The organism is Thalassospira lucentensis (assembly GCF_011806425.1).
Lineage (GTDB): Bacteria > Pseudomonadota > Alphaproteobacteria > Rhodospirillales > Thalassospiraceae > Thalassospira > Thalassospira lucentensis_B.
The window spans coordinates 822,216-844,683 of record NZ_JAATOV010000001.1 but is presented as its reverse complement, the minus strand read 5'-3'; the positions used below and the strand labels follow the sequence as shown (position 1 = coordinate 844,683).

The window sequence follows — 22,468 nt, the reverse complement described above, 5'->3', positions numbered from 1 at the left end:
GGCGTGTTTTTATTCGATATCATCATAAAAATTCGCCTTGATATGAAGTCAATGCTGGCGTGTTTTGAAAACGCGGCGTATAAATCGATTATGCAATCAATTTCCGAGCCCGTAAAAACATGGTTTGAACGCGATTTGAGTGTTTCACGTGAAACATTGGACCGTTTAAACCAGTATGCAGACCTCGTTGTGAAGTGGCAGCCACGGATTAATATCGTTGGCGCCAGCACAGCGGAAGACGTTTGGGCGCGTCATTTACAGGATTCTGCACAGCTTTGGCCGCATCTTGAGGATGTGGCTGCCAGCGGAAAGATCGTTGATTTTGGCTCTGGCGCGGGTTTCCCGGGCATTGTTCTGGCCATTTTGGGGGCTGGCAATGTCACGATGATGGAGTCCAACACCAAGAAAACCGTCTTTTTGATGGAAGCCGCCCGGGTTTGCGGTGTTTTGGCGCAAACCAAAATTGCCCGCGAACGGATTGAGGCGGCCAGCCCATCTGAGGCGGATGTGATTACGGCCCGGGCGTTTGCGCCCTTGCCGAAGCTTTTGGAATTTGGCCAAAGACATCTGAAAGCTGGCGGCCATTATGTGTTGCTAAAAGGACGTGCCTTTGAGGATGAACTGGCTGATGCACGTGCGGCTGGTTGGTCATTTGATGTAACCACGCATGCCAGTCTGGTCGACCCGGACGGTGTGGTGATGATCTTAAAAGGAGTGAGCCGGTGACGGATGTAATTGACTTGCCGCTTTCGACCAAATCGCAAGGGCCGGGGCATCGCCCACGCATTATTTCTGTTGCCAATCAGAAGGGCGGGGTTGGCAAAACCACCACGACCATCAATTTGGCAACTGCCTTGGCCGCGGTCAATCAGCGGGTTTTGATTGTTGACTTGGATCCGCAGGGCAACGCCAGTACCGGCCTTGGTTTGCGTCCGTCAGATCGTCAGATCAGCTCCTATGACGTGTTGATCAATGGCAACAGTCTGGAAGAAGCCCGGATTGAAACATCGATCCCGCGTTTGACGATTGTGCCATCGGGTATGGATCTTTCGGGGGCAGAGATTGAGCTGGTGGATTTCGAGCAGCGCGAAACGCAGCTTAAAGAATCCTTGGGCAAATTGCCGCATGACGTTGATTATGTCTTGATCGATTGCCCGCCATCTTTGGGGCTTTTGACCCTTAATGCCTTGGTGGCATCGGATGCGGTGTTGGTGCCGTTGCAATGCGAGTTCTTTGCGCTCGAAGGGATCAGTCATCTGGTCCGCACCATCAAGCGGGTCAAAAAGGCCTTTAACCCGCAGCTTGAAATTCAGGGCATCGTTTTGACGATGTATGACAAGCGTAACAACCTGTCAGCACAAGTTGCCAACGATGTGCGTGATTATTTTGGCGATGTTGTCTATCGCACGGTTATTCCGCGCAATGTGCGGGTGTCGGAAGCACCAAGTCACGGGACGCCCGTTTTGGTCTATGACATGAAATGCCCCGGTTCACGGGCTTATCTTAATCTCGCCAGCGAAGTCTTGAAACGCGAAGGGGTGAAAGCATGAGCGAAGCAAAAAAACGCGGATTGGGACGCGGACTATCGGCCCTTTTGGGTGATGAAGACGAAGATGTTGGCGCAGCCGTTGCGGTTGCGGCCGATGATACGGCAACACCGGCTCATCCGGGGCCTGGTGGCACGACGCAGCTTATTGCGATCACCGATCTGAAGCCGTCACCGTTCCAGCCGCGCGTTAATTTTGACGACGAAGCGATCGATGATCTTGCGGCCTCAATCCGCGAGAAAGGCATTATTCAGCCGATTTTGGTGCGCGCATCGTCGACCGGCGAAACCACCTATGAAATCATCGCCGGTGAGCGGCGCTGGCGCGCGGCACAGCGGGCACAGCTGCACGAAGTGCCGGTGTTGGTCCGCGAATTTGATGATCGCGAAACTGCGGAAATTGCCCTTATTGAAAACCTGCAACGTCAGGATCTTTCACCGCTTGAAGAGGCGGAAGGCTATAACCGCTTGATGAGCGAGTTTTCGCATACGCAGGAAGCCTTGGGGCAGGCGCTGGGTAAAAGCCGTAGCCACATTGCCAATAGCTTGCGGTTGCTGGGCCTTGCCGCACCGATCAAACAGATGCTGTCAGACAAGGTCTTAAGTGCTGGTCATGCGCGTGCGTTGCTCGGTGCTGATAACGCAGTTGAACTGGCCACCCAGATTGTCAAAAAGGGCTTGAATGTCCGCCAGACCGAAAAACTGGTGAAGACAGATGGCGGAAAAACAGCCCGCCCGAAAAAGGCGTCTGGCGGCACATCGTTGAACAAAGACCCAGATACAGTAGCTTTAGAGCGCGACCTCACCAATATGTTGGGGTTATCGGTCAATATCGATTTTGACGGGGCGGCCGGTAAAATTTCTATCCGGTATGAAACCCTAGAGCAGCTTGACGATATTTTACAGCGTCTGACCCACGGGAAAGCCAGCGACCTTGGTGGGGGTAATACCGACGAGGTTGCATCCAACGAGGTTACGCCAGGCGAGGACGAAAACGAATTCGACTCGATGTTTATCGAAGAAGATGCAGCTGACGACGGTTCCGACGGCGTTACCGAGGACCTTGAAGCAATTGCCGCGAGTGCCTTTAGTGCGGAGTCGGGCGATGAGGAGGGCGAGGCAAACACGTCCTCGGCGTCTGACAATGACGACCTGATGATGGAAGATCTGGAAGGTGACACGCCGATCGAGCAGGACCAAGTCGATGACGAGGTGCTTAACGAAATTGTTGAGCCTGCGCCAAAGGAAAAAGAGCCCGACTATAACTTCAGCCGCGAAAATATTAAAAAGATGGAAAAGCTTAAGGCCGAAAAGGATGCGGAGCGTAGGGCAGCGGCGGCCCAAGCTGCTTCATCGGACGCGGACGTGTAGGGGCGAATCGGCGGGAAAGTCGAATTTTCAGGCGACTTCATTTGTCTGGCCTTTTCCGTTAGAGCCGTTGTGGTCTGTCCGGATCATTCCACGAAGATATGAAACAAGGGGCTGCACATTCGTGTAGCCCCTTTGTTTTTCGCGCGTACGTCTACGGGATAAAGGGGCTCTGTACCGGCAGAGACGCTGGTTTACCTACCGCAGGTTCGCATGGGCATGTTTAACCGAGAGATGCCAAGGTTTTGGCCGAAAACTAAGGAGTCGGGTATCTTCTGGTTTGAGCGAATGTGATGCCGGTGGTGGGCAATCAAATTCAGACGCCGTTTGTCGCATGGAGTGCCGCCATGTTGCAATGCAGCATTTAAAGGTTTTAGCGGGGAGACGAGCGATTTAACGGCGGGCTTGTTTCTGGCGGGCGACCGCGATCTTAATCATGGCCCGATGGGCGATGGTTTCGGGCACGGCGATACCGCTTTTGCAGTCTTTTTCAGCCTCGAGCAGGATTTGCAAGCTGCGCTGCAGGTTATTGACTGCCCAGTTGTTCAGATTGGCGCGAAACTGATCGGCAGCCTTAAAGAACAGCGGCGGTCGAAGGGATTTCATCGCTTGTTCTGCATTTGCCCCTTGGGCAACTTGGCCTTTGACCAGGTGCAGTTTTTGGAAGTAGCCCAGCATCATACGCAGCGCCCCGACGGGGTTTAGGCCTTCTTCGGTCAGTCGGGTCAGGGCGGCGTCAAGATTGGCGACATTCCCCTGTGAAACGGCTTGAATGACGTCGTCATAGTGGCGTGCAGAGCTGTCGCCGACACAGGCCATGGCATCGGCCAATGTGACCTGACCGTCCCTGAGCGCATACAGGGCAAGCTTTTCCAGTTCGCTGCGCGATATCATGCGGTCCGACCCAAGATTGGCGACCAAATAGCGAGTCGCATCACGGTCAATCCGCAATTTGTGCTCTTCCATGACCGATTGGATCAATCCTTCGAGGTCGCGGCCACTATCGGCATAACAGGGCAGGGCCATGCCATTGCCAGCCTTTTCGACGGCTTGACGCAGCTTGGAGCGGGACGGCAAGCTGCCGGCTTCGATTACGATCAGGGCATCACCGGCCGGAGAACTCAGAAAATCGGCAATCACCGGGGCCTGCGCATCGCCAATATCACGCAGGCGGATGACGCGGCGCCCGCCGCCAAAGCTGATGGCGGCGGCTTCATCGCGCAGGCGGCTGCTGTCTTCTTTAAGCTGGGCAGCGCCCATCTCGATCACGCGGAACGGATCTTTGAGGTCTTCGACAACGGTTTTGGCAAGCTTCACCGCGCGCTCACGCACCAGTCCTTCGTCCTCGCCGTAAATGAGGATGAGCTGCGCCTTGGCATCGGGTGCGCGAAGGAAGTTCTCGACCTGAGCTGCCTTGAGTTTCATGAAGCTGGCGTCTTTCTTAAATAGACTTAAGGGCCTAAGAAAATCTTAGGGATTGGCGCGCAGGCCAACGGCGACCTGATTGGCGAGCTGTTGCGCCAACGTGCGGGCAGCGTCACGACGGGCTGCCTTCTCGGCTTCGAGGCTGGCAAAGTCGGAATCGACGATGTTGTAACTGGTGCGAGCACGGACTTTGCCATCACGTAGGATCTTGGAGTCGGATCGACGGGTAAGTTTGTAATTTGCAGACAGCAAGTAGTCTGCAATTGTTGCTTCGTTGTCTTTGGTAAAGCCCTGCTCGCTCGTGGTTTCGGTTAATTCAACATTGAGCGTGTAGGCCGGGTTTGAAGGTTGCCCGCGCGGTGTGAGCGTCTCGATCAAAAGGTTGCGTGTGATTTGGCCGACTCGGTCATTAATTAGGCTGACTTCCACCTGTGACATATCTGCCGCAGTGCTCTGACCACTTCGATCTTCGGCATAGAGCGGGCGGAAACCGCATGCGCTAAGTGCGGTTAGGGCGACCAACGCAATGACAATAAAAGGAACACGCAATTTCATTTAAGAGAGCCTTTTGTCCAAGGAGCTTCAACCAGTCCGTACTGATACGATAGTTCACTGCCGATAAAAGGGCAAAACAGCGTCAGGTTGGCAAGGAAAGAATACAATTTGTCGCTCTCAATCTGTTCCGGATCCCGCTCACAGGCGCCTTCAAGAAGATCGTGAAACATTTGCCGAAGTTGCGCGATGGCAACGTTATTTCGGTTTTCCAGAAGGGCATCACGGAGTATTTGGTCTGGTGGAAACTCTTCTATGGGGTGGATGGCTGCTGGCCTTGTTTTGGTTTGCACCAATGTCCGCCAGACCAAGCGCAGCCAACGCCAGTGACCAATTAAACTATTATGACTTATGTGAAGAGGCCGGTGCACAGGGACGTCGGCGAGAAGGGCCAACGTTAAAACATCAAGACCTACTTCATTATATAGCGCGTTGGCAGTCGCCTCGGGAATATCGATGGTGACCTTCGCCGGTGAAGACGGTTTAGGCTTGCTGTCACCTTCTTTGTTTGTGGAGATGACATGACCTGCTAATGCGATTTCTCTCAGACTACGAACCAGAGTTTGGCGCAGCGTTGCGAATGAAGTGCTCGACATAGCGCCAAAGATGTCGGGCCGTTTGGTTTCTACGAAGAACCCCCAATCGCGTTTTAGCGAATGGGGGTTGTATTCCGGCGAGATATAGACAGCCTTGGCCATCAACTTATTCAGCGTTTGCACTATCGATTCGCAATTGGCGCGCACGGGTCAGAATAGCGTCCTCCATTGAGGTTACGGTTCCCTTTTCAACAACAGCATCCTGCCATTGGTTCGGGCCGACATTGACCTGACGGAAAATCGCAACCTTGATTGCATCGGAGCGAAGCGCGGTTCCCAGAATGTACGCCGTCAATTTAAAGCGTTCATTCGGTGTTTCTGTCGGGCTGTACCAATCGGTAATGATCACACCACCAAATGGGTCGGCAGAATTAAGCGGCATGAAGGACAGAGTATCAAGCGTTGCACGCCAGAGAAAACTGTTCACGCCGATTCCAGAACCGGTTTCTTTCTTCGAGCTGTCATCACCAAAGATACCGATGCCGTCACCAAAAATAGTCCCTCGGGCTTTTTGGTCAGCGCGCGTCATCTTGCGTCCATTGACCCGCTCATCCGTACTGGCGGATCCAGGAAATGAATCATAATCGACGCTGCTTGAGGAACATCCTGCGAGCAGCAGAGCAAATCCAGCTCCAAGCAGCACTGACTTTGACAAAGAAAAGGTCAACATTTCCGGCCTTTAAGAACATTGTGAAGCGAAATTTCTGCGAATATAGGGCGGATTGGCGTTGTGATCAAAGAAAACCCGTGTGTTTTTTTTGCAACAGTGTGATGGGAATGTATCATTTTCGACACAGTGTTGCTTGACGGGGACGGTAAATGATGGCTCCATGCCTCTCGAACCGGGCGGCACAAGCTGTCCAAATAATTTTTGTAGCGTAAAAACGCTTGCAAAGACGTTGAGGGAAAAGATGAAAAAGATTCTGTTTGCTTCCAGCGCGATCGCCGCTGTTGCTTTCGCTGGCCAGGCTTCTGCTTCTGAGCCAATCAAACTGTCGCTTGGCGGTTACATGGAACAGTGGGTTGGTTTTTCTGACGAAGATCGCCCGGGTTCTGACGGTCGTAACAATGCGTTCCAGTCTGACACCGAAGTTTACTTCGACGGTGAAACCATCCTTGATAACGGCATCCAGGTTGGTGCGCATATCGAACTTGAAGGTGAAACCTCAACCGACCAGGTTGATGAGCAGTTCCTTTACGTAAGCGGCGGCTTTGGTCGTATCGAAATGGGCAAAAACGACAGCGCAGCTGACTCGATGGGCGTAACCGCTCCGACCGTTGGTCCAGTAAACCCGAGCGATGGCGGGACCGAAGATTGGGTCAACCTGACCAACGTTATCGACACCGTTCCTTCTTCTGGTGACCAGAACCGCGTAACTTGGTTCACCCCGAACATGGGTGGCTTCCAGGCTGGTTTCTCTGTCGCTGACGACAGCAACACCAACGGTTCGTTCGACAAAGTCGTTACCACCAATGCACAAGGTCAACAAGTTGTTGGCGGTTTGAGCAGCGACACCTCAGGTAATGGTGATAGCGTTCTTTCTGCTGCTGTTGCATACGACCATGACTTCGACGGTTTCTCGCTCGGTCTTTCTCTTGAAGGTGAAAGCCAAGGTAACGACGAATGGTATGGCGCTGGTGTAAATGTTGGCTTTGGCAACTTCACCGTTGGTGGTTCTTACGGCCATGTTGACCCGGACGCTACCAGCGACACTAACGCATTTGACCTCGGTCTTACCTATGCAATGGACGCTGCTTCGGTTGGTGTGAGCTACGCTTACCAGGATGACAACGCAGACGACATCCAGAACCAGGGTCTTTCCGTTGGTATGGCTTATACCCTCGGTGCAGGCGTTTCTTGGCAGTCTTCTGTCTTCTGGTTTGACGAAGACACCAATGGCGCGAACAACGACAACGACGGTTACGGCGCTGTTACCGGTCTTGCTCTTAACTTCTAATCCTTACTGGATTGGATGAAGAGTTGAAGGGGGTGGATTTTTCCACCCCCTTCTTTTTTGTTTGGTGACAAAAGTTTGCTGATTTGAGCCAGGTCTAAAAAACCAGAAGAGCTTCAACGTAGCCTCTTCAGAGTCCTAATAGGGCGACCATTATATTATCCTGTAGCAGCCCTTCCTTATCGCCCTGTGGGAGCTGCCGGGGCCAAATCGTTTCACGGGGAGCACGCCAACCTCGGTGCTTGGTTGTCGCGGAAGAGTGGTTTAAAGCGCTTTCAGTTACAAAATTTGCATTCACCTTATATCTAATGAGTGTTGCAAAATTTATGCGTTCTGTTGGTTCGGGCCTAAATCCGACATTAGGATTCCCTGATGCTGACCTTTATATATTTATGTCAAAATACACCGTGATTCTGCCACTCTAGCGGTTCCGTAAAGCTTTCTAATATAACGGCTGCTTAATAGAAATACCGCCAGTGACAGATGTGTGTGCCTAAAATGCAACAGTGCGACAAATAAATAAACTTCGGTCATTTATTGATGTTGACCCAGGGTCAGATAATTGGCTTTATGGCCTCGAACGAGCGAGGGGCCAATTGGTTAACGTCCTTTGTCTCAAACTTATTTTATATCGAGGGTTCCGATGAAAAAGATTCTCTTTGCTTCCAGCGCCATCGCCGCTGTCGCATTTGCCGGTTCGGCACAGGCTTCCGACAAAATCCAGCTGCAGCTGGGTGGTTACATGGAACAGTGGGCTGGCTTCGCTGATGCCGACAACGAAGGCACCGATGGCCGTAACAATGCTTTCCAGTCTGACACCGAAGTTTACTTCGATGGTGAAACCACCCTCGACAACGGTATCCAGGTTGGTGCGCACATCGAGCTCGAAGGCGAAACCTCTGGCGACCAGATCGATGAGCAGTTCCTGTTCGTAAACGGTGGCTTCGGTCGCGTCGAAATGGGCAAAAACGACAGTGCAGCTGACGCAATGGCTTTGACGGCTCCGGCTGTTGGCCCAGTAGGCGTCAACGATGGCGATCTGTCGAACTGGGTTGATGCATACCTTATCGACACCGTTCGTTCGAGCGGCGACCAGAACCGCGTCACCTACTACACCCCGTCCTTCGGTGGTTTCCGTGCCGGTGCTTCTTACGCCGACGACAGCAACCGTAACGGTGCAAACGGTTACAACAACAAAGACGGTTCTGGCGACAGCATCGTTTCTGGTGCCCTTGCTTTTGACCACGATTTCAACAACGGCGTTGCACTTGGTCTTTCCGCAAGCGGTGAACATTCGGGCGAAGGTTACTGGGCTGGTTTCGGTTCGACCGTTGGCTTTGGTAACTTCACCGTTGGTGGTTCTTACGGTCACACCGAAGACGATTACGGCCTGAACTCAACCGGTCAGGAACTCGATGCGTTTGACCTCGGCGTTTCCTACGCAATGGACGCAGCGATCGTTTCTTTGAGCTACGGCTACGAAGATGTTGATAACAGCGGCGACATCAGCACCGTTGATCTCGGTATGGCTTACACCCTCGGTGCCGGCGTAACCTGGAAGTCTTCCCTGTACTGGTTCGACCAGGATGCTGACAGCAACAACAATGCTGCTACCAGCGGTATCGAAGGCGACAACGACGGTTACGGCGTTGTAACCGGTCTTCGTCTGGACTTCTAATTCTTCGGAATTAGATCGCAGATTGGAAGGAGGTGGCTTTGGCTACCTCCTTCTTTTTTTGTCTGGATGCTTTTTGGACATGAAAGACAGCGCGTGACAGCAGCGATCAGATTGCTTTCACGGGATCAAATAATCATTTGATCACTTGATGGCCGACGGCGCATATTGGGTTTTCAGATCTTCGCCAAGAATCTGGAAAATGGCATCCTGATCTTTGCGCAAATGCGCGACACAGGGCACGGTCGACTCGACGACGAGTTTTTCGGCCACTGCCTTGTTGCTGGTCGACGGCAGGGTGCCAAGCTTTTCAAACGGAACTTTGAGGCTGCCCATGCAGCCAATTTGGCCATCATCCGTGGCACGTAGTTTGGCGAGTCCGCAAGGGGCTTGGCAAAAGTCACCCATATAGGTGCTTTGCCAATTGCGTAGATTGCGATGTCGGCCCTGCAAAACCGTGGCGGATGCCGATGTGTAAATCCCCAAGCCCGGTGTTTGAAACAGCTTGGTGATATGGGCTGGGCCGCTGTCGGCCAACACCACATAATCCTGTTTTTCCATAAAGCCGATCAAATCGCCAATGGTGCGAAAGCCGTCAACGACCGCAACGTTAGGCAGGTTTTCAGCCGCGATGCTATCTTTGTATGTGCGCATGACCCCCTGATAGGCATTTAAAATCAGGGTGACGGAATGCCCAGCATTTCCAAGCTTCTGCGCCATATCACGCACCAAAGCCGGGGGAAGCGTGCGCAAAGGTGATGACGCCATGGGCAGAATGCCGATATTCATTTGCGGTTTCACGACCGGTTGGCGTGAGGGCAGAGAAATTGGTGTTACGCCAAAGGCGCTCGATAGGGCTTCTTCGGGATTGACCGGCATTTTGGCGATCGTGTCCCAGCCTTCCATTTCGCTCAGATCAATTAGAACATCAAATCGGGCCAGCTGTTTGGATGAAATGAACAGCTGAAAGATTTCGATATCGGGCAGGGTGGCAAAAATGTCTGATGCGCTGGCACTGTTAAGGACAGCGATTTTTGCCTTTGGGTATTTCTCCGCAAAGGCCCGGAAAAATAGCGCCATGCCAACGCAATCGCCCAAGGCATCATCGGGAATCAGAAACAAAACACGCGACGTTTGAAAATCAGCCTCGGCCCAGGCGCTGCGCGGTAAAACGCGGGGATGATAGGCATCTGACTTGATGGTGACAGACGGTGCATTGGCAAGCACCTGGCGACGCAAAAGCGAGGTTGTCCGGGTGAAATAGATCGGACTGCCGTCAGAGGCCTGCGTCAATGTGGGACTGACATTGGGAAGCCCGAACTGAAACGGCACCTTGGATGCGAATCGGGTAAATTTCTTGCGGGCAGGATGCAGTTTTGCGGACATTTTCGGCGATTCTCCGGCCACCGGGCGGGGTGTATGATTAGCCGACAGAAAACCCGATCCCGGCGACAGACGCAAGAACAGAACCGCGCAGCTTTTTGATCGTGTTGCGATCAATGCCGCCAAGTCCGATTGGGGTGATCGCGTTCTGTGCCGCCAGATGCGCAACCTGTTGGACCCTTTCAAAGGGCATGTGGACGGCACCGGGATGGCTTTGGGTCTGAAAAACCGGTGAAATAAGCACGCCATCGGGCCGGTAATCACGCGGTAGCAGGCAAATTTTGCGTAAAGTTGTCATGCTGTGACACGCCGACGTGACGATTAATCCAGACGGAATTTGGCCAAAGATCGATGGGGTTTGCAAAATGCGGTATTCGGGCAGGTGAACACCATCCGCACCGAGCTTAAGTGCAAGTGCCAAATCATTGGCGATCAGGGTTTTATGCCCCAAACGGCGCGATTCGGCACATACTTTGGCGGCCAAGGCCGTGCGGTTTGCATGATCGTAATGGCGAAAGATCACCATGCTTCTGCGCGGCAATTGCGCAATTGCGGCCAATGGATCGGGCAGGCGTGCATCATCGGTTAGAAGGATCACCGGGGGAAATGGTCCGCCAATAGGACAATTGCGTAAATTCAGTTGGCCTGCCTGCTTTAACAGGATCTCGTCCATTGATAGTATCCCCACTCCATAAGCCCATTTCAAACCATTAGGACCCATCATCCATGAGCGATCATGATCTGTCGTCTGGCAATAGCGACGTTGCACAGAACCTGCGCGAGATTCAGGACAATATCGATGCTGCCTGTGCGGCGGTTGACCGTGATCCAAAGGATGTGACGCTGGTTTGTGTGTCCAAAAACCATGAAGCCGATCATGTGCGCAAGGCATTGGTCGAGGGAAGACGGGTTTTTGGCGAAAACCGGGTGCAGGAATCCGCCGGGAAATGGCCCGGATTGCGTGCAGAGTTTTCCGATGTGCAATTGCATCTGATCGGGCCGTTGCAAACCAATAAGGTCAAAGATGCGGTCGGCCTGTTTGACGTGATCGAGACAGTGGACCGCCCGAAACTGGCACGCGCCTTGGCAAAGCATCGGGATGCGACGGGAAGCTGCCCGGATTTATTCATTCAGATTAATACCGGCGAAGAACTGCAAAAGGCCGGCATAGCCCCCGCGGATGCCGATGATTTTATTACCATGTGCCGCGATGAGCTGAATTTGCCGATCACCGGGTTAATGTGCATTCCCCCGGTAGATGAAGAACCCGCGCCGCATTTTTTATTGCTGGGCAAGATCGCCGATCGCCATAATATCGCAATCCGCAGTATGGGAATGAGTGGCGATTACGAGGCCGCAATCCGCTTTGGCGCGACACATGTGCGCATTGGCACTGCTATTTTCGGGTCCCGGGGCTATTAATTCGTCATTTGGGCCATTTTCAAGCGCCGAAAAACCGCTTTTCACGAGATAAATATGCATATGGTGGCTTAATAACGGCGTTTATCGCTATTTTTACAGAAAATGATGGAAATCCCATTTCTGTGGATAATTTCGCCGATATCTATGACGGTGAGCTAGACTGTTTGTGACAAAAAAATCCCGCTTTTTTATCGCGGGATTTTTTATGTCTGATTGCGAAGGCGACCGCCCCTTAGGGGATCAGCTTATAGCCGCCCGGTTCGGTCACCAGAATGGTCGCGTTTGACGGGTCTTTTTCGATTTTCTGACGCAGACGATAGACATGGGTTTCAAGCGTGTGGGTCGTCACACCCGCGTTATAGCCCCAAACTTCATCCAGAAGCGTTTCACGCGTCACCGGCTTATCCCCGGCCCGGAATAGGAATTTAAGGATCGACGTTTCCTTTTCCGTCAGGCGGACTTTCTTTTCGGTCGCGGTTTCGACCAAAATCTTTGCGCTGGGTTGGAAGCTATAGGGGCCGATGACAAAGACGGCGTCTTCGCTTTGTTCATGTTGACGGATATGGGCACGGATACGGGCCAGAAGCACGTTGAGACGAAACGGCTTGGTAACGTAATCGTTGGCCCCAGATTCAAGGCCAAGGATCGTGTCAGAATCGCTGTTTGCACCGGTCAGCATAATGATGGGGGATTTGACACCTTCGCGGCGCATCAGCTTACACACATCGCGGCCATCCATATCGGGCAGGCCGACATCAAGCAAAATCATGTCGAAATAAGCTTCTTTGACGGCTTCGAGTGCGTCCTTGCCGCTTTTGGCGACGAGACAGTCGAATTCCTCGTGCAGTCGGAGCTGCTCGGTCAAAGACTGGCTGAGTGCCGCATCGTCTTCAACCACGAGAACCTGTTTACCTGTCGACATTTACCATCCCTTGTTGCTTGTCAGATCTGTGTTTCGTTCTGATCCGATGTCACACTGCTTAATGCCATTGTTTTTGTGGCATATCCGATCAAGGCCCGCCATATATCAAGAGTGAAAGTCGCATACTGCTATTTCAAGAACAAACTGTTTTCAGATTAGCCCATTGACCTGTGACGGCCTCGGATTAATTAATACACCCGACGCATCGATACGATTTATATGGGGTATGTGTCGCAAAATGTTGAAAGATGTCGCTCTTCCTGCGATTTTGCGCGGCACGTCACCACAAACCGGATCGATATGTCGGTTATATTAATCAATTCGGGTCCTTATCTAGCCCCCATAGCACCAGATCGCGATGTTGTGATCACGTAATGGCCCCTGACCCTTAACGATAAGATACCAATGACCCAAAGCATCGCCGCCAAGGCCCAGAATGACAGCCCTTCGATCCCGACCACCGATCTGGTGACAGTATCGCGTGCGGTTGCGGATTTACGCCGCGGCGAGATTGTTCTGGTGCAGGGACATATGGACGGTGTCGCCCATAGTGTTGCGGTGATTGCCGCCGAACCGCTGTCACAAAACGGGTTTGATCGGTTGTGTGCGATCAGTACCCAAAATGACAGCCCGGCAATTGTTTTGCCGCGTGTGCGGGCAAAATCCTTGGGCGTGGCATGTAAGGAAGATGCGTTTATCGCCTTTGTCAGTGGCAATGTTGACGATATTGACGCGGCCCGCCTTGGCGAAATCGCCAATCCGCTGCTTGATCTTGACCAATTGCCTGATGGTGATTGGCGTTCAGTGACCATGGCAGAAAGTGCCGCCATTCGGCTGGCAAAACTTGCGCGGCTTTTGCCAGCAGTTGTCACCGTGCCGATCACGGCTGATCAGCTTGAAAACCTTGTGCGGGCGCAGAATTTGTTGGTTTTGCAATCTGATAGCATCAATGGATATGAAGATGCATCGGCTGCGACGCTTCGGGAAGTTAGCCAGGCACGTGTACCGCTTGAAGATGCGGAAAATGCGACCGTGATTGCCTTTCGCCCCGAAGATGGCGGGCAAGAACATCTGGCCATCGTGATTGACGAACCGGCCAAGGATCAGCCGGTTCTGATCCGGCTGCATTCAGAATGCTTTACCGGCGATTTGATCGGATCATTGCGCTGCGATTGCGGGCCGCAATTGCGCGGCGCCATTTCCGAAATCGCCAAAAGCGGGCAGGGCGGCATTATCCTGTATCTGCGCCAAGAAGGTCGGGGCATTGGACTTGTGAACAAGCTGCGTGCTTATGCGTTGCAGGATCGCGGGTTTGATACCCTTGATGCCAACGAGGAGCTTGGCTTTGACGCGGATGAACGCGTTTATCGCCCGGCGGCTGAAATGTTGCGCCAGATGGGCTTTGAATCGGTCCGGTTGCTGACGAACAATCCGGAAAAGCTTAAAGGCCTGGAAAGTTGGGGCGTGACAGTGGCCGAACGGGTGCCGCACACATTCCCGTCCAATGGCCATAATGAATTTTACCTTCAGACCAAGAAGGACCGTGCCGGTCATCTGTTCTAATCAATGCGCGCTTAACGGACTGCAAATAAAGGTTTCTCTGCGCTTCGATGCTCACGTACTTTAGTACGCTGCGCTTCGGTGCTCGTGAAACCATCATTTTCGTCACGTTAAACACGCATTGCGAAATTCGGGATCATACCCGGCAGAAGATTCCGACAGGCAGAAATGCTGCCAGCGGGTTTTGAATAATTTCCATATATAACAATCACTTATCAGCGTGTGAGTTTGGCATTCCTTTTGCAATGTAAGGCGCAAGAGGAGGACAGACATGTCGATTGGTGCAGATTGGCGGCAAAATTCGCCCGGCAGTGTTGCGGGCCAGACCAGCGAAAGTGCGAAAAACAAATTCGTACAGTCGGGGTCAGGTGCGCAGGCGGCTGAGGGCGCGCAAAAAGAGCGCGACTTTTCCGAATATATGTTCGGAAAGGACGGGTTTGAGTTTTCCGATGTGCTCGACGTGATTAATCCGCTGCAACATATTCCCGGTGTCGGAATGCTGTATCGTTCGCTTACGGGCGATGAAATCGGCAATGGCGCGCGGGTTGTTGGCGGCGGTCTGTTTGGCGGTGTGTTTGGTTTGGCAGGTGCCGCAATCGATGCGGTTGTCGACGCCGTTACCGGCGAAGATACCGGCGAACATGTTATGGCCTTCTTGGATGACAGTTTTAATGGCGCCCCGGTTGAGGGGGGGACCGCGGTTGCCGACGCATCACAGGCGGCAGGAGCTGCGCCCGATGCAATGGCGGCCAATGCCCGTGCAGCCGCCGATGGGACCTATCAGGGGGACCTTGTTCTGCCATGGATGGCGGGGCAGCAGGGGGCAACACCGGCCAGCGTCACGGCAAGTGCCGAGGAACAATCCACTATTGTTCAAGCCGCCCCGGTCGCAGGGGTCGATGTGGCGTCGCTTGATCCGGCACAGGATCAAAATGGCGCATCTGCATTTACCGCGCCCACAGCATCCGATTTAAATCCCCCTTGGGCGCAGGCAGCACAATCTGGACAAGTGGCGCAGGACGCCCAAGCAGCGCAAGCGAGACAGGCGCAGCAGACCGAACAGCCGACACAGGTCGCCCAAGCGACACAGGCGCAAACAGCATCACCACAGCCGCGCACCAATAGCACTAACGGCACGAGTGCGATTGCCGAGATGGCTGCAGCCGTTCAAAATGATCCAGCCGAATTGGCCGTGGCGATGGCATCCGCCGGGAGCTACAGCCCGGCTTCGCGCCTGACCGGCGCGGTTGCAACATCGTCATCACAGACCAACCGGTCACCGATCCAGCAAGCATCATTTAACAGTGGCGGCGGCGATACGGTTTGGGCGCGCGCGCAAAATAGTGGACGGGTTAGCCGCAGCACCAATCAATTTGCCGTGTCGCCAGAACTGGTGGCCCACGAAGCACGTTTTGCAAAATTGAATGCTGCCAAACTTGATGCGGAGAAAGCAGCGGGTACTGATGCGGCTGGGAATGAGGCAATGGCCGCAACCGATCGCCGATCCTCAAGCCCGACCGCACAGGTGTCAGCGGATTATAGAAATGGTGATGCGCCGTTATCCGCCGCGGAAATGGCCGCCCGATTTAATGCCGCGCTGGGTGGGGAGCAAGCCCGCACGATGGCCGCCGAATCGGCATCGCCGCGCAACCCGATTGCCGATCAGGGCCGCGTTTCCGGTCATTTTGACCAGACGGATAACGCGCAAAACGCCAATACCGTCGCCCAACGCGACACCAATACGACCGCTGCCGAGCCGGTCCATCCCCTGATGGAAGAAGCGACCAGCCATATCGGCGCCCAGCAACCGGTCGGGGCATGGTTTAGCCAAACGATGATGGATGGCCTGAAGAAATATCAAGCCATGCAGCAAGACCGCCAAGCCCCTGGAAACGCGATCTGATCTGATTTTGTCAGTCGATTGAGCGATAAAAAAAGCCCGTCTGTCTTGCTTGTGAAAGCTGTGACAAACGGGCTTTTGGTATTTTAGGTCGTAATATCGATCAGGAGTTCAGGAAGCCAACGGTTTCCTTGACCTCGCGCAGGATGGGCTGGGCAATGGCATTTGCCCGTTCTGCACCCTTGGCCAGAACAGAATCGATATAGGCCGGATCGGCTTTCAGGCGGGCCATTTCCTCGGTGATGGGGGCCAGTTTTTCGACAACCACATCGGTCAGGGCCTGCTTAAAGCCAGAGAACTGCGTGCCACCATGCTCGGCCAAAACTGCATCCACCGTGCTGTCGGTCAGGGCCGCATAGATGGTGATCAGGTTCTTGGCTTCTGGGCGGCCTTCAAGACCAGCGGCCTCGCTTGGCAGCGGTTCCGGATCGGTTTTAGCCTTGCGGATTTTTTTGCTGAGCGTGTCGGCATCATCGGTCATGTTGATGCGCGCCATTTCCGACGGATCGGATTTCGACATCTTTTTCGACCCATCACGCAGCGACATCACGCGCGTTGCCGGCCCCAGAATCAATGGTTCTGGCTGTGGGAAGAAGCCTTCGACTTCGTAATCATTGTTAAATTTCAATGCGATGTCGCGGGCCAGTTCAAGATGCTGTTTCTGATCTTCGCCAACCGGAACATGGGTGGCTTTGTATGCCAGAATGTCCGCTGCCATCAGGCTTGGATAGGCATACAGACCCAGCGATGCGTTTTCGCGGTGCTTGCCAGCCTTTTCCTTAAACTGGGTCATCCGGTTGAGCCAACCGATACGCGCCACACAGTTAAAGATCCACGCCAGTTCCGCATGGGCGGAAACCTGACTTTGGTTAAACAGCACCTGATTTTCCGGATCAATTCCGGATGCGATCATGCTGGCGGCCAGTTCGCGGATGTTGGAACGCAGTTCCTTGGGGTCTTGCCAGACCGTGATGGCATGCATATCGACCACGCAGAAGATGCATTCATTTTGCTTCTGCAGTTCGACCCAGTTGCGGATCGCGCCAAGATAGTTGCCAAGATGAAGGTTACCGGTGGGCTGAGCGCCCGAAAACACACGTTCCATAAGAGTGTCGTCCATTTCAATAAAAACAAAAATGGGTTCGCAAGCTCCGCCAGGTTGTGGACACCCGCCGGCGGACGAGCTGCAAACCAACGCGCGGAGTTAAGCCCCACGACGGTGTAAGGTCAAGCAGCTTATGGGGAAATCAGCGCAATTATGGATGGTTTTACCACCGGGTTTTGATGTTTTCCCTATTTGGCGCGTTTGAGGGTGGCTTTAAGTTCGCTAAGGTTGGTGGCACCAAGAATTTGGGCCGACAATCCATAGACCGCGACACCGCCAACTACACAGGCCGCCATGATCATCATTCGGGTGATCGACAGCGCGTCATTTTGCCAAAACGCATCAATGGCAAACCAAAGTGCCAGCCCCATCAGGATCGATGCCGCCAGAATACGCGGAACGCGTCTAAGCAAGCGGGCATCAAGAACCAAATCCCCGCGTTTGCGCAGCAAATACCCCAATGACAGTGCGTTGACCCAAACCGATACAGACGTTGCCGCCGCAATGCCCAAATGCCCAAAATAGGGCATCAGGATCACGATCAGAACGATGTTGAGCACCATCGCCGAAATGCCAATGCGGATCGGTGTTTTGGTGTCTTCGCGGGCGAAAAAGCCCGGTGCAAGCACCTTGACCAATACCGATGCGGGCAGACCAAAGGCAAAGACGGTCAGTGCCAAGCCGGTCATTTGGGTTTCGTCGGCGCCAAATGCGCCGCGTTCAAACAGAACATTGATCACCGGAATGCCCATAACGCCAAGGGCGACCGCCGCAGGCAGGGTCAAAAGCAGGGCGATTTCAATGCCGCGATTTTGACTGTTCATCGCAACCGCCGGGTCCGCCCCCTGTAATTGCCGCGACAAGGTGGGCAGCAAGGCGGTGCCAATGGCAATGCCAATCACGCCCAAGGGCAATTGTTGCACCCGGTCGGCATAATAGAGCCACGAAACAGCCCCATCAGAAACAAGCGAAGCCAGCATGGTATCAATCAGAAGGTTGAGCTGATAAACACCGGCACCAATCATGCCCGGCACCATGCGTTTGCCCAGCAACTTAACCCGGTCATCGATTTTGGGGCGCTGCCATTTTATCGCAAAGCCTGCGCGTTTGCAGGCAATCACCAGAAAGACAAATTGCGCGACACCGGCCAATGCCACGCCCCACGCCAGCGCATGGGCCGGGGTTTGGGTGACCGGGGTCAGGCCAAGCAACGCACCAATCAGGCACAGATTAAGGATAATCGGCGCGGCGGCAGCGGCGGCATAGCGGTGCAAGGTGTTGAGAACCCCCGACATCAGGGCAACCGCGGAAATAAAGGCAAGATAGGGGAAGGTGATGCGCGACAGTTCGACGGCAAGCGCGAATTTTTCCGGATCGTCGGAAAATCCGGGCGCGAATACAAACATTGCCCATGGCATCAGAATTTCAATGATCGCGACCAAAAAGCCGGTGATCAGCAACAGCATCGACATGGCACGCGCGGCAAATTCGCGCGCAACATCCATCCCGCGTTTTTCGATATCGCCGGACAAAAGCGGGATGAAGGCCGCGGAAAATGCGCCTTCGCCAAACAGGCGGCGAAACAGGTTGGGAAATTTAAACGCGACAAAAAACGCATCGGCAATGCCACCAGCGCCCAGCATGCTGGCAATCAGGATATCACGGCAAAACCCAAGCAGACGTGACAGCAGGGTAAAGCCACTGACCGTGGCGATGGAACGTACGAGCGACATGTGCGTCTTTTATCCGTCTAAAGGGCCGTGTTTCGGGGGCCGCATGCGCGGGCCGGGCCCCGCAATTGGTAAATCTGTGCGCGGGTTTTTCGCCCGTTTTTATGCCAACGTTTACGTGACCCGGCGCGCCCGACAAAATCTGACAGGGGAAAGTGAAGAAGTCGTAATCAACATGGGGGCAGCGGGGCGTATGTCACAAAAATATGAAATCGGTCTGAAAAGAGCATTCTTTTTGACAGCTGTGACCGCCGTCACAGAAAAATACAGTCAAGACGGCTAAATTCCCGCTTGCTGAGATTCGTTGGGACGCGAGCCTCATTTAGGATGGTCGGGGAAAAGGGGATCCACCTCAACCTGCTGCATTCCGAGGAAAAGACGTCGTGATTAACATATCATGATGTTCGTTTTGGATAGCCCTTCCTCGACCGTCTTTTATTCCAAAAAAGAGCAAACTGAATTTAATCCTTTCTGAGGTGTGACCACGCGTCACATAAGAGGAAGGGTTAAACCGGTGTCTTGGGCGGTTTAATACCGCCCAAGATCGCCATTTCGTCCAAATCACATGCTGGCTTAATTGTTCTGGATAGCCTGGGTCAGGGTTTCCTTGACTTGCACGAATTTGGTGCGGCTGTCGATTTTAAGCCCAAACACATCTTTCACATAGAAAACGTCGACCGCGCGTTCGCCAAAGGTGGAAATCCGCGCCGATGCGATTTGCAAGGACAGGTCACGCAAAGCGCGCGTGATGTCATACAAAAGCCCCTGTCGGTCGCGGGCGGAAATTTCAATCACCGTATGGGTGCGGCTGGCCTTGTTGTCGATAATGACATTGGGTTCGACCTTAAACACGGCGGTACGGTGCTTGTTATCCTTGTTCTGGCGACGTTCGATTTCATGACTGGGGCGCAAACGCCCGGAAATCACCTGTTCGAGGGTTTCACGCAGCTTTTCGAGTTTGGCCTTGTCGTTATAGGCTTCGTCGTTGGTGTCCTGAATAAAGAACGCATCAAGCGCCATGCCGTCGGCCAAGGTCAGGATTTTTGCATCGACAACATTGGCACCACAAATCGCCATCGCCCCGGCAATCTGGGAAAACAGGCCCGGATGGTCGGTGGTGTGAACGGTGATTTCGGTGGCATCAATTTCGGTATCAATGCGCACATCAACCGTGATGTCCGCGCCGCTTTCTTTGGCATCGCGGGTCAGATGGGCGTGATGCACGTGAACGTCGGTATCGAAACTGAGCCAATAAGACGGATAGCCGCGATCAATGAAATCTTCGATCTGATCGGTTGGCCAATCGGCCAAGGCTTCGCGCAGGGCCATTTGGGCGTTGGCCACCCGCGAATCGCGGCTATCGGCGTTAAGGCCGCCCGATAGCAAATCATCGGTGGCATAATAAAGTTCACGCAACAGGGTGGCTTTCCAGCCATTCCAGACATTTGGCCCCACCGCACGAATATCGGCCACCGTCAGGCACAGCAACAGGCGTAGGCGTTCTTGCGATTGCACCAGATCGCCAAAGGCCTTGATCGTCATCGGGTCATTGATGTCGCGTTTAAAGGCCGTCAAGCTCATCCATAGATGGGCCTTAACCAGCCACGCCACGGTTTCCGTATCGGCGGGCGACAGACCCAAACGCGGGCACAGCTTTTCGGCAACTTCGGCCCCCAGTTCGGAATGATCGCCACCACGGCCCTTGGCAATGTCATGCAGTAAAACCGCGACATACAGAACCCGTCTGGAAATCACCTGACCCATGATGCGGGTGGCGACCGGGGCATCATCAACCAGTTCGCCATTTTCGATCTGGTTCAGCACACCAATCGCGCGGATGGTGTGCTCGTCCACCGTATAGGTGTGGTACATGTCATATTGCATCTGGGCGACGACCCGGCCGAAATCCGGGATGAAGCGGCCCAAAACACCGGCTTCGTTCATTTTACGCAGCACGATGTCAGGGTTTTGACGCTGGGTCAGGATTTCAAGGAAGACCTCGTTGGCGTCCGGATCGTTTTGCAGCTTATGATCGACATGTTTTAAGCTTTGCGTCACCCAGCGCAGGGTTTCGGGATGAATGCCGACCCCGTTTTGATTGGCAACCAAAAACAGGCGCAAAATCTTGATCGGGTCGTTTTTGAAAACATCAAGGCTTTCAACGGTTAGCCGGTCATTGCGCAGCTCAAACCCGTCAATTTCCTTGGTGCCAAATAGCTTGCCGGGAAAGCGGATCAATGGGCGGCGTTGATGGCGTTCTTCGAGGGCGGCACAGAAAATCCGGGTCAGGTTGCCGACATGTTTGACCATCAGATAATAGTGTTTCATGAACCGTTCGACGCCCGATGCCCCGGCATGGTCGGTATAGCCAAGGCGTTCGGCGATATCGCGCTGCATATCAAATGTCAGGCGGTCTTCTTCACGGTCAGACAGGTAATGCAACCAGCAGCGCACCGCCCACAGGAAGTTTTGCGCTTTTAGAAACCCTTGGGCTTCTTTGCGGGTCAGAACTTTAAGGTCGACAAGCTCCATCGGGGAATTGACCCGATACAGGTATTTGCCAATCCAAAACAGGGTGTGCAGATCGCGAAGGCCGCCTTTACCGTCTTTGACGTTGGGTTCCACCACATAGCGCGAATCGCCCATGCGCACATGGCGATCATCCCGTTCGCCCAGTTTCTTTTCGATAAATTCAAGGCCGCTGCCCTTGACCAGCTCGTCCATAAAGCGGGCGCGAAACACGTTATAGGTATCCTCATCCCCCCAGACGAACCGGCTTTCCAGCAGGTTGGTGCGGATGGTGATGTCTTGGCGGCCCATGCGCAGGCAGTCATCAACTGACCGGGTGGCATGGCCGACCTTTAGGCCAAGATCCCACAGCATATAAAGAATGAATTCAACAACCTGTTCGCCATTGGCGGTTTGTTTGTAGGGAAACAAAAACAGGATATCGACATCAGAATGCGGCGCCATATCGCCCCGGCCATAGCCACCAACCGCAACCACCGACATGCGTTGTTCATTGGTTGGATTATGCAGCGGATAGACAAAATTGGTCGCAAAATCATGAATAAGACGGACAATCTGATCCATCAGGAAGCTGTTCGAAAAGACGGTTTCCTGCCCGGAATTGCTTTGTTCAAACCGCGCGCGAATGACGTTGTGGCCGTCTTCCAAGACGGATTTTAGCTTGGCCAGAACGGCGCTGCGTTGCTTGAAGCTTTTAAGCGTCGGGTCATTGGCAATGGCGCTTAGATCAGCAAAGACTTTTTTACGATCAATGATTTCGCGCTGTTTCTTGATTTTATACATACCGGGTTGCCGTTTCC

Annotated in this window: 19 protein-coding genes; 9 read left to right on the top strand and 10 right to left on the bottom strand. The window is 53.5% G+C overall.

Annotated features, from left to right (window positions below):
* Positions 1-3 precede the first annotated feature (3 nt).
* From rsmG to HCZ99_RS03905, 3 genes are read left to right on the top strand one after another with little or no spacing between them, the layout of a single operon-like run.
* Positions 4-726, top strand: coding sequence for a 16S rRNA (guanine(527)-N(7))-methyltransferase RsmG (rsmG, locus tag HCZ99_RS03915; protein WP_368484220.1), 723 nt, complete (start codon positions 4-6; stop codon positions 724-726).
* Positions 723-1,550 (top strand): ParA family protein, encoded by an 828-nt coding sequence (locus HCZ99_RS03910; RefSeq protein WP_167445525.1) that lies wholly within the window; start codon positions 723-725, stop codon positions 1,548-1,550. Before rsmG ends, HCZ99_RS03910 begins: the two co-directional genes overlap by 4 nt.
* On the top strand, positions 1,547-2,917 hold the full coding sequence (locus HCZ99_RS03905) for a ParB/RepB/Spo0J family partition protein (protein ID WP_167445524.1): 1,371 nt from the start codon (positions 1,547-1,549) through the stop codon (positions 2,915-2,917). Before HCZ99_RS03910 ends, HCZ99_RS03905 begins: the two co-directional genes overlap by 4 nt.
* 390 nt (positions 2,918-3,307) lie before the next feature.
* Here the strand turns inward: HCZ99_RS03905 and holA are convergent, their stop codons facing one another.
* Genes holA through HCZ99_RS03885 form a run of 4 tightly spaced genes read right to left on the bottom strand, consistent with a single transcriptional unit; the run spans position 3,308 to position 6,157 of the window.
* Positions 3,308-4,339: a DNA polymerase III subunit delta gene (holA, locus tag HCZ99_RS03900; protein WP_167445523.1), complete on the bottom strand. Its 1,032-nt coding sequence runs from the start codon at positions 4,337-4,339 to the stop codon at positions 3,308-3,310.
* Between the two features lie 45 nt (positions 4,340-4,384).
* Positions 4,385-4,894, bottom strand: coding sequence for an LPS assembly lipoprotein LptE (lptE, locus tag HCZ99_RS03895; protein WP_167445522.1), 510 nt, complete (start codon positions 4,892-4,894; stop codon positions 4,385-4,387).
* Positions 4,891-5,589, bottom strand: coding sequence for a hypothetical protein (locus tag HCZ99_RS03890; protein ID WP_167445521.1), 699 nt, complete (start codon positions 5,587-5,589; stop codon positions 4,891-4,893). The genes lptE and HCZ99_RS03890 overlap by 4 nt, the downstream gene beginning before the upstream one ends.
* 4 nt (positions 5,590-5,593) lie before the next feature.
* Positions 5,594-6,157 (bottom strand): DUF3576 domain-containing protein, encoded by a 564-nt coding sequence (locus HCZ99_RS03885; RefSeq protein ID WP_167445520.1) that lies wholly within the window; start codon positions 6,155-6,157, stop codon positions 5,594-5,596.
* A gap of 160 nt (positions 6,158-6,317) precedes the next feature.
* On the opposite strand from HCZ99_RS03885, the gene HCZ99_RS03880 reads away from it, so the two are divergent.
* Positions 6,318-7,445 (top strand): porin, encoded by a 1,128-nt coding sequence (locus HCZ99_RS03880; RefSeq protein WP_254869418.1) that lies wholly within the window; start codon positions 6,318-6,320, stop codon positions 7,443-7,445.
* A 640-nt stretch (positions 7,446-8,085) separates the two neighbouring features.
* Entirely contained in the window at positions 8,086-9,120 is a 1,035-nt protein-coding gene (locus HCZ99_RS03875) for a porin (protein WP_167445519.1), read from the top strand.
* Between the two features lie 141 nt (positions 9,121-9,261).
* Here the strand turns inward: HCZ99_RS03875 and HCZ99_RS03870 are convergent, their stop codons facing one another.
* Positions 9,262-10,503, bottom strand: coding sequence for a glycosyltransferase family 9 protein (locus HCZ99_RS03870; protein WP_167445518.1), 1,242 nt, complete (start codon positions 10,501-10,503; stop codon positions 9,262-9,264).
* Positions 10,504-10,540: 37 nt separating this feature from the next.
* Positions 10,541-11,173 (bottom strand): thiamine phosphate synthase, encoded by a 633-nt coding sequence (locus HCZ99_RS03865; RefSeq protein ID WP_167445517.1) that lies wholly within the window; start codon positions 11,171-11,173, stop codon positions 10,541-10,543.
* 53 nt (positions 11,174-11,226) lie between these two features.
* On the opposite strand from HCZ99_RS03865, the gene HCZ99_RS03860 reads away from it, so the two are divergent.
* A complete protein-coding gene (locus HCZ99_RS03860) occupies positions 11,227-11,922 on the top strand; it encodes a YggS family pyridoxal phosphate-dependent enzyme (RefSeq protein WP_167445516.1) in 696 nt (231 codons plus the stop codon).
* Between the two features lie 232 nt (positions 11,923-12,154).
* Here HCZ99_RS03860 and HCZ99_RS03855 read toward each other — a convergent pair whose 3' ends face one another.
* On the bottom strand, positions 12,155-12,844 hold the full coding sequence (locus HCZ99_RS03855; protein WP_167445515.1) for a response regulator transcription factor: 690 nt from the start codon (positions 12,842-12,844) through the stop codon (positions 12,155-12,157).
* A 405-nt stretch (positions 12,845-13,249) separates the two neighbouring features.
* Between HCZ99_RS03855 and ribA the strand changes: the two genes are divergently transcribed.
* Together ribA and HCZ99_RS03845 are read left to right on the top strand one after the other, a co-directional pair.
* A complete protein-coding gene (ribA, locus tag HCZ99_RS03850; RefSeq protein WP_167445514.1) occupies positions 13,250-14,407 on the top strand; it encodes a GTP cyclohydrolase II in 1,158 nt (385 codons plus the stop codon).
* Between the two features lie 268 nt (positions 14,408-14,675).
* The gene (locus tag HCZ99_RS03845) at positions 14,676-16,307 is read left to right on the top strand and encodes a hypothetical protein (RefSeq protein ID WP_167445513.1); all 1,632 of its coding nucleotides are present in this window, start codon (positions 14,676-14,678) and stop codon (positions 16,305-16,307) included.
* Between the two features lie 100 nt (positions 16,308-16,407).
* Here the strand turns inward: HCZ99_RS03845 and trpS are convergent, their stop codons facing one another.
* Together trpS and murJ are read right to left on the bottom strand one after the other, a co-directional pair.
* Positions 16,408-17,409 (bottom strand): tryptophan--tRNA ligase, encoded by a 1,002-nt coding sequence (gene trpS / locus HCZ99_RS03840; protein WP_167445512.1) that lies wholly within the window; start codon positions 17,407-17,409, stop codon positions 16,408-16,410.
* A 188-nt stretch (positions 17,410-17,597) separates the two neighbouring features.
* Positions 17,598-19,142 (bottom strand): murein biosynthesis integral membrane protein MurJ, encoded by a 1,545-nt coding sequence (gene murJ / locus HCZ99_RS03835; protein WP_167445511.1) that lies wholly within the window; start codon positions 19,140-19,142, stop codon positions 17,598-17,600.
* Between murJ and HCZ99_RS03830 the strand changes: the two genes are divergently transcribed.
* A complete protein-coding gene (locus HCZ99_RS03830) occupies positions 19,117-19,422 on the top strand; it encodes a hypothetical protein (RefSeq protein ID WP_167445510.1) in 306 nt (101 codons plus the stop codon). The two genes, murJ and HCZ99_RS03830, sit on opposite strands and share 26 nt — an antisense overlap.
* Before the next feature lie 290 nt (positions 19,423-19,712).
* Here the strand turns inward: HCZ99_RS03830 and HCZ99_RS03825 are convergent, their stop codons facing one another.
* Positions 19,713-22,451 (bottom strand): [protein-PII] uridylyltransferase, encoded by a 2,739-nt coding sequence (locus HCZ99_RS03825; RefSeq protein ID WP_167445509.1) that lies wholly within the window; start codon positions 22,449-22,451, stop codon positions 19,713-19,715.
* Positions 22,452-22,468 lie beyond the last annotated feature (17 nt).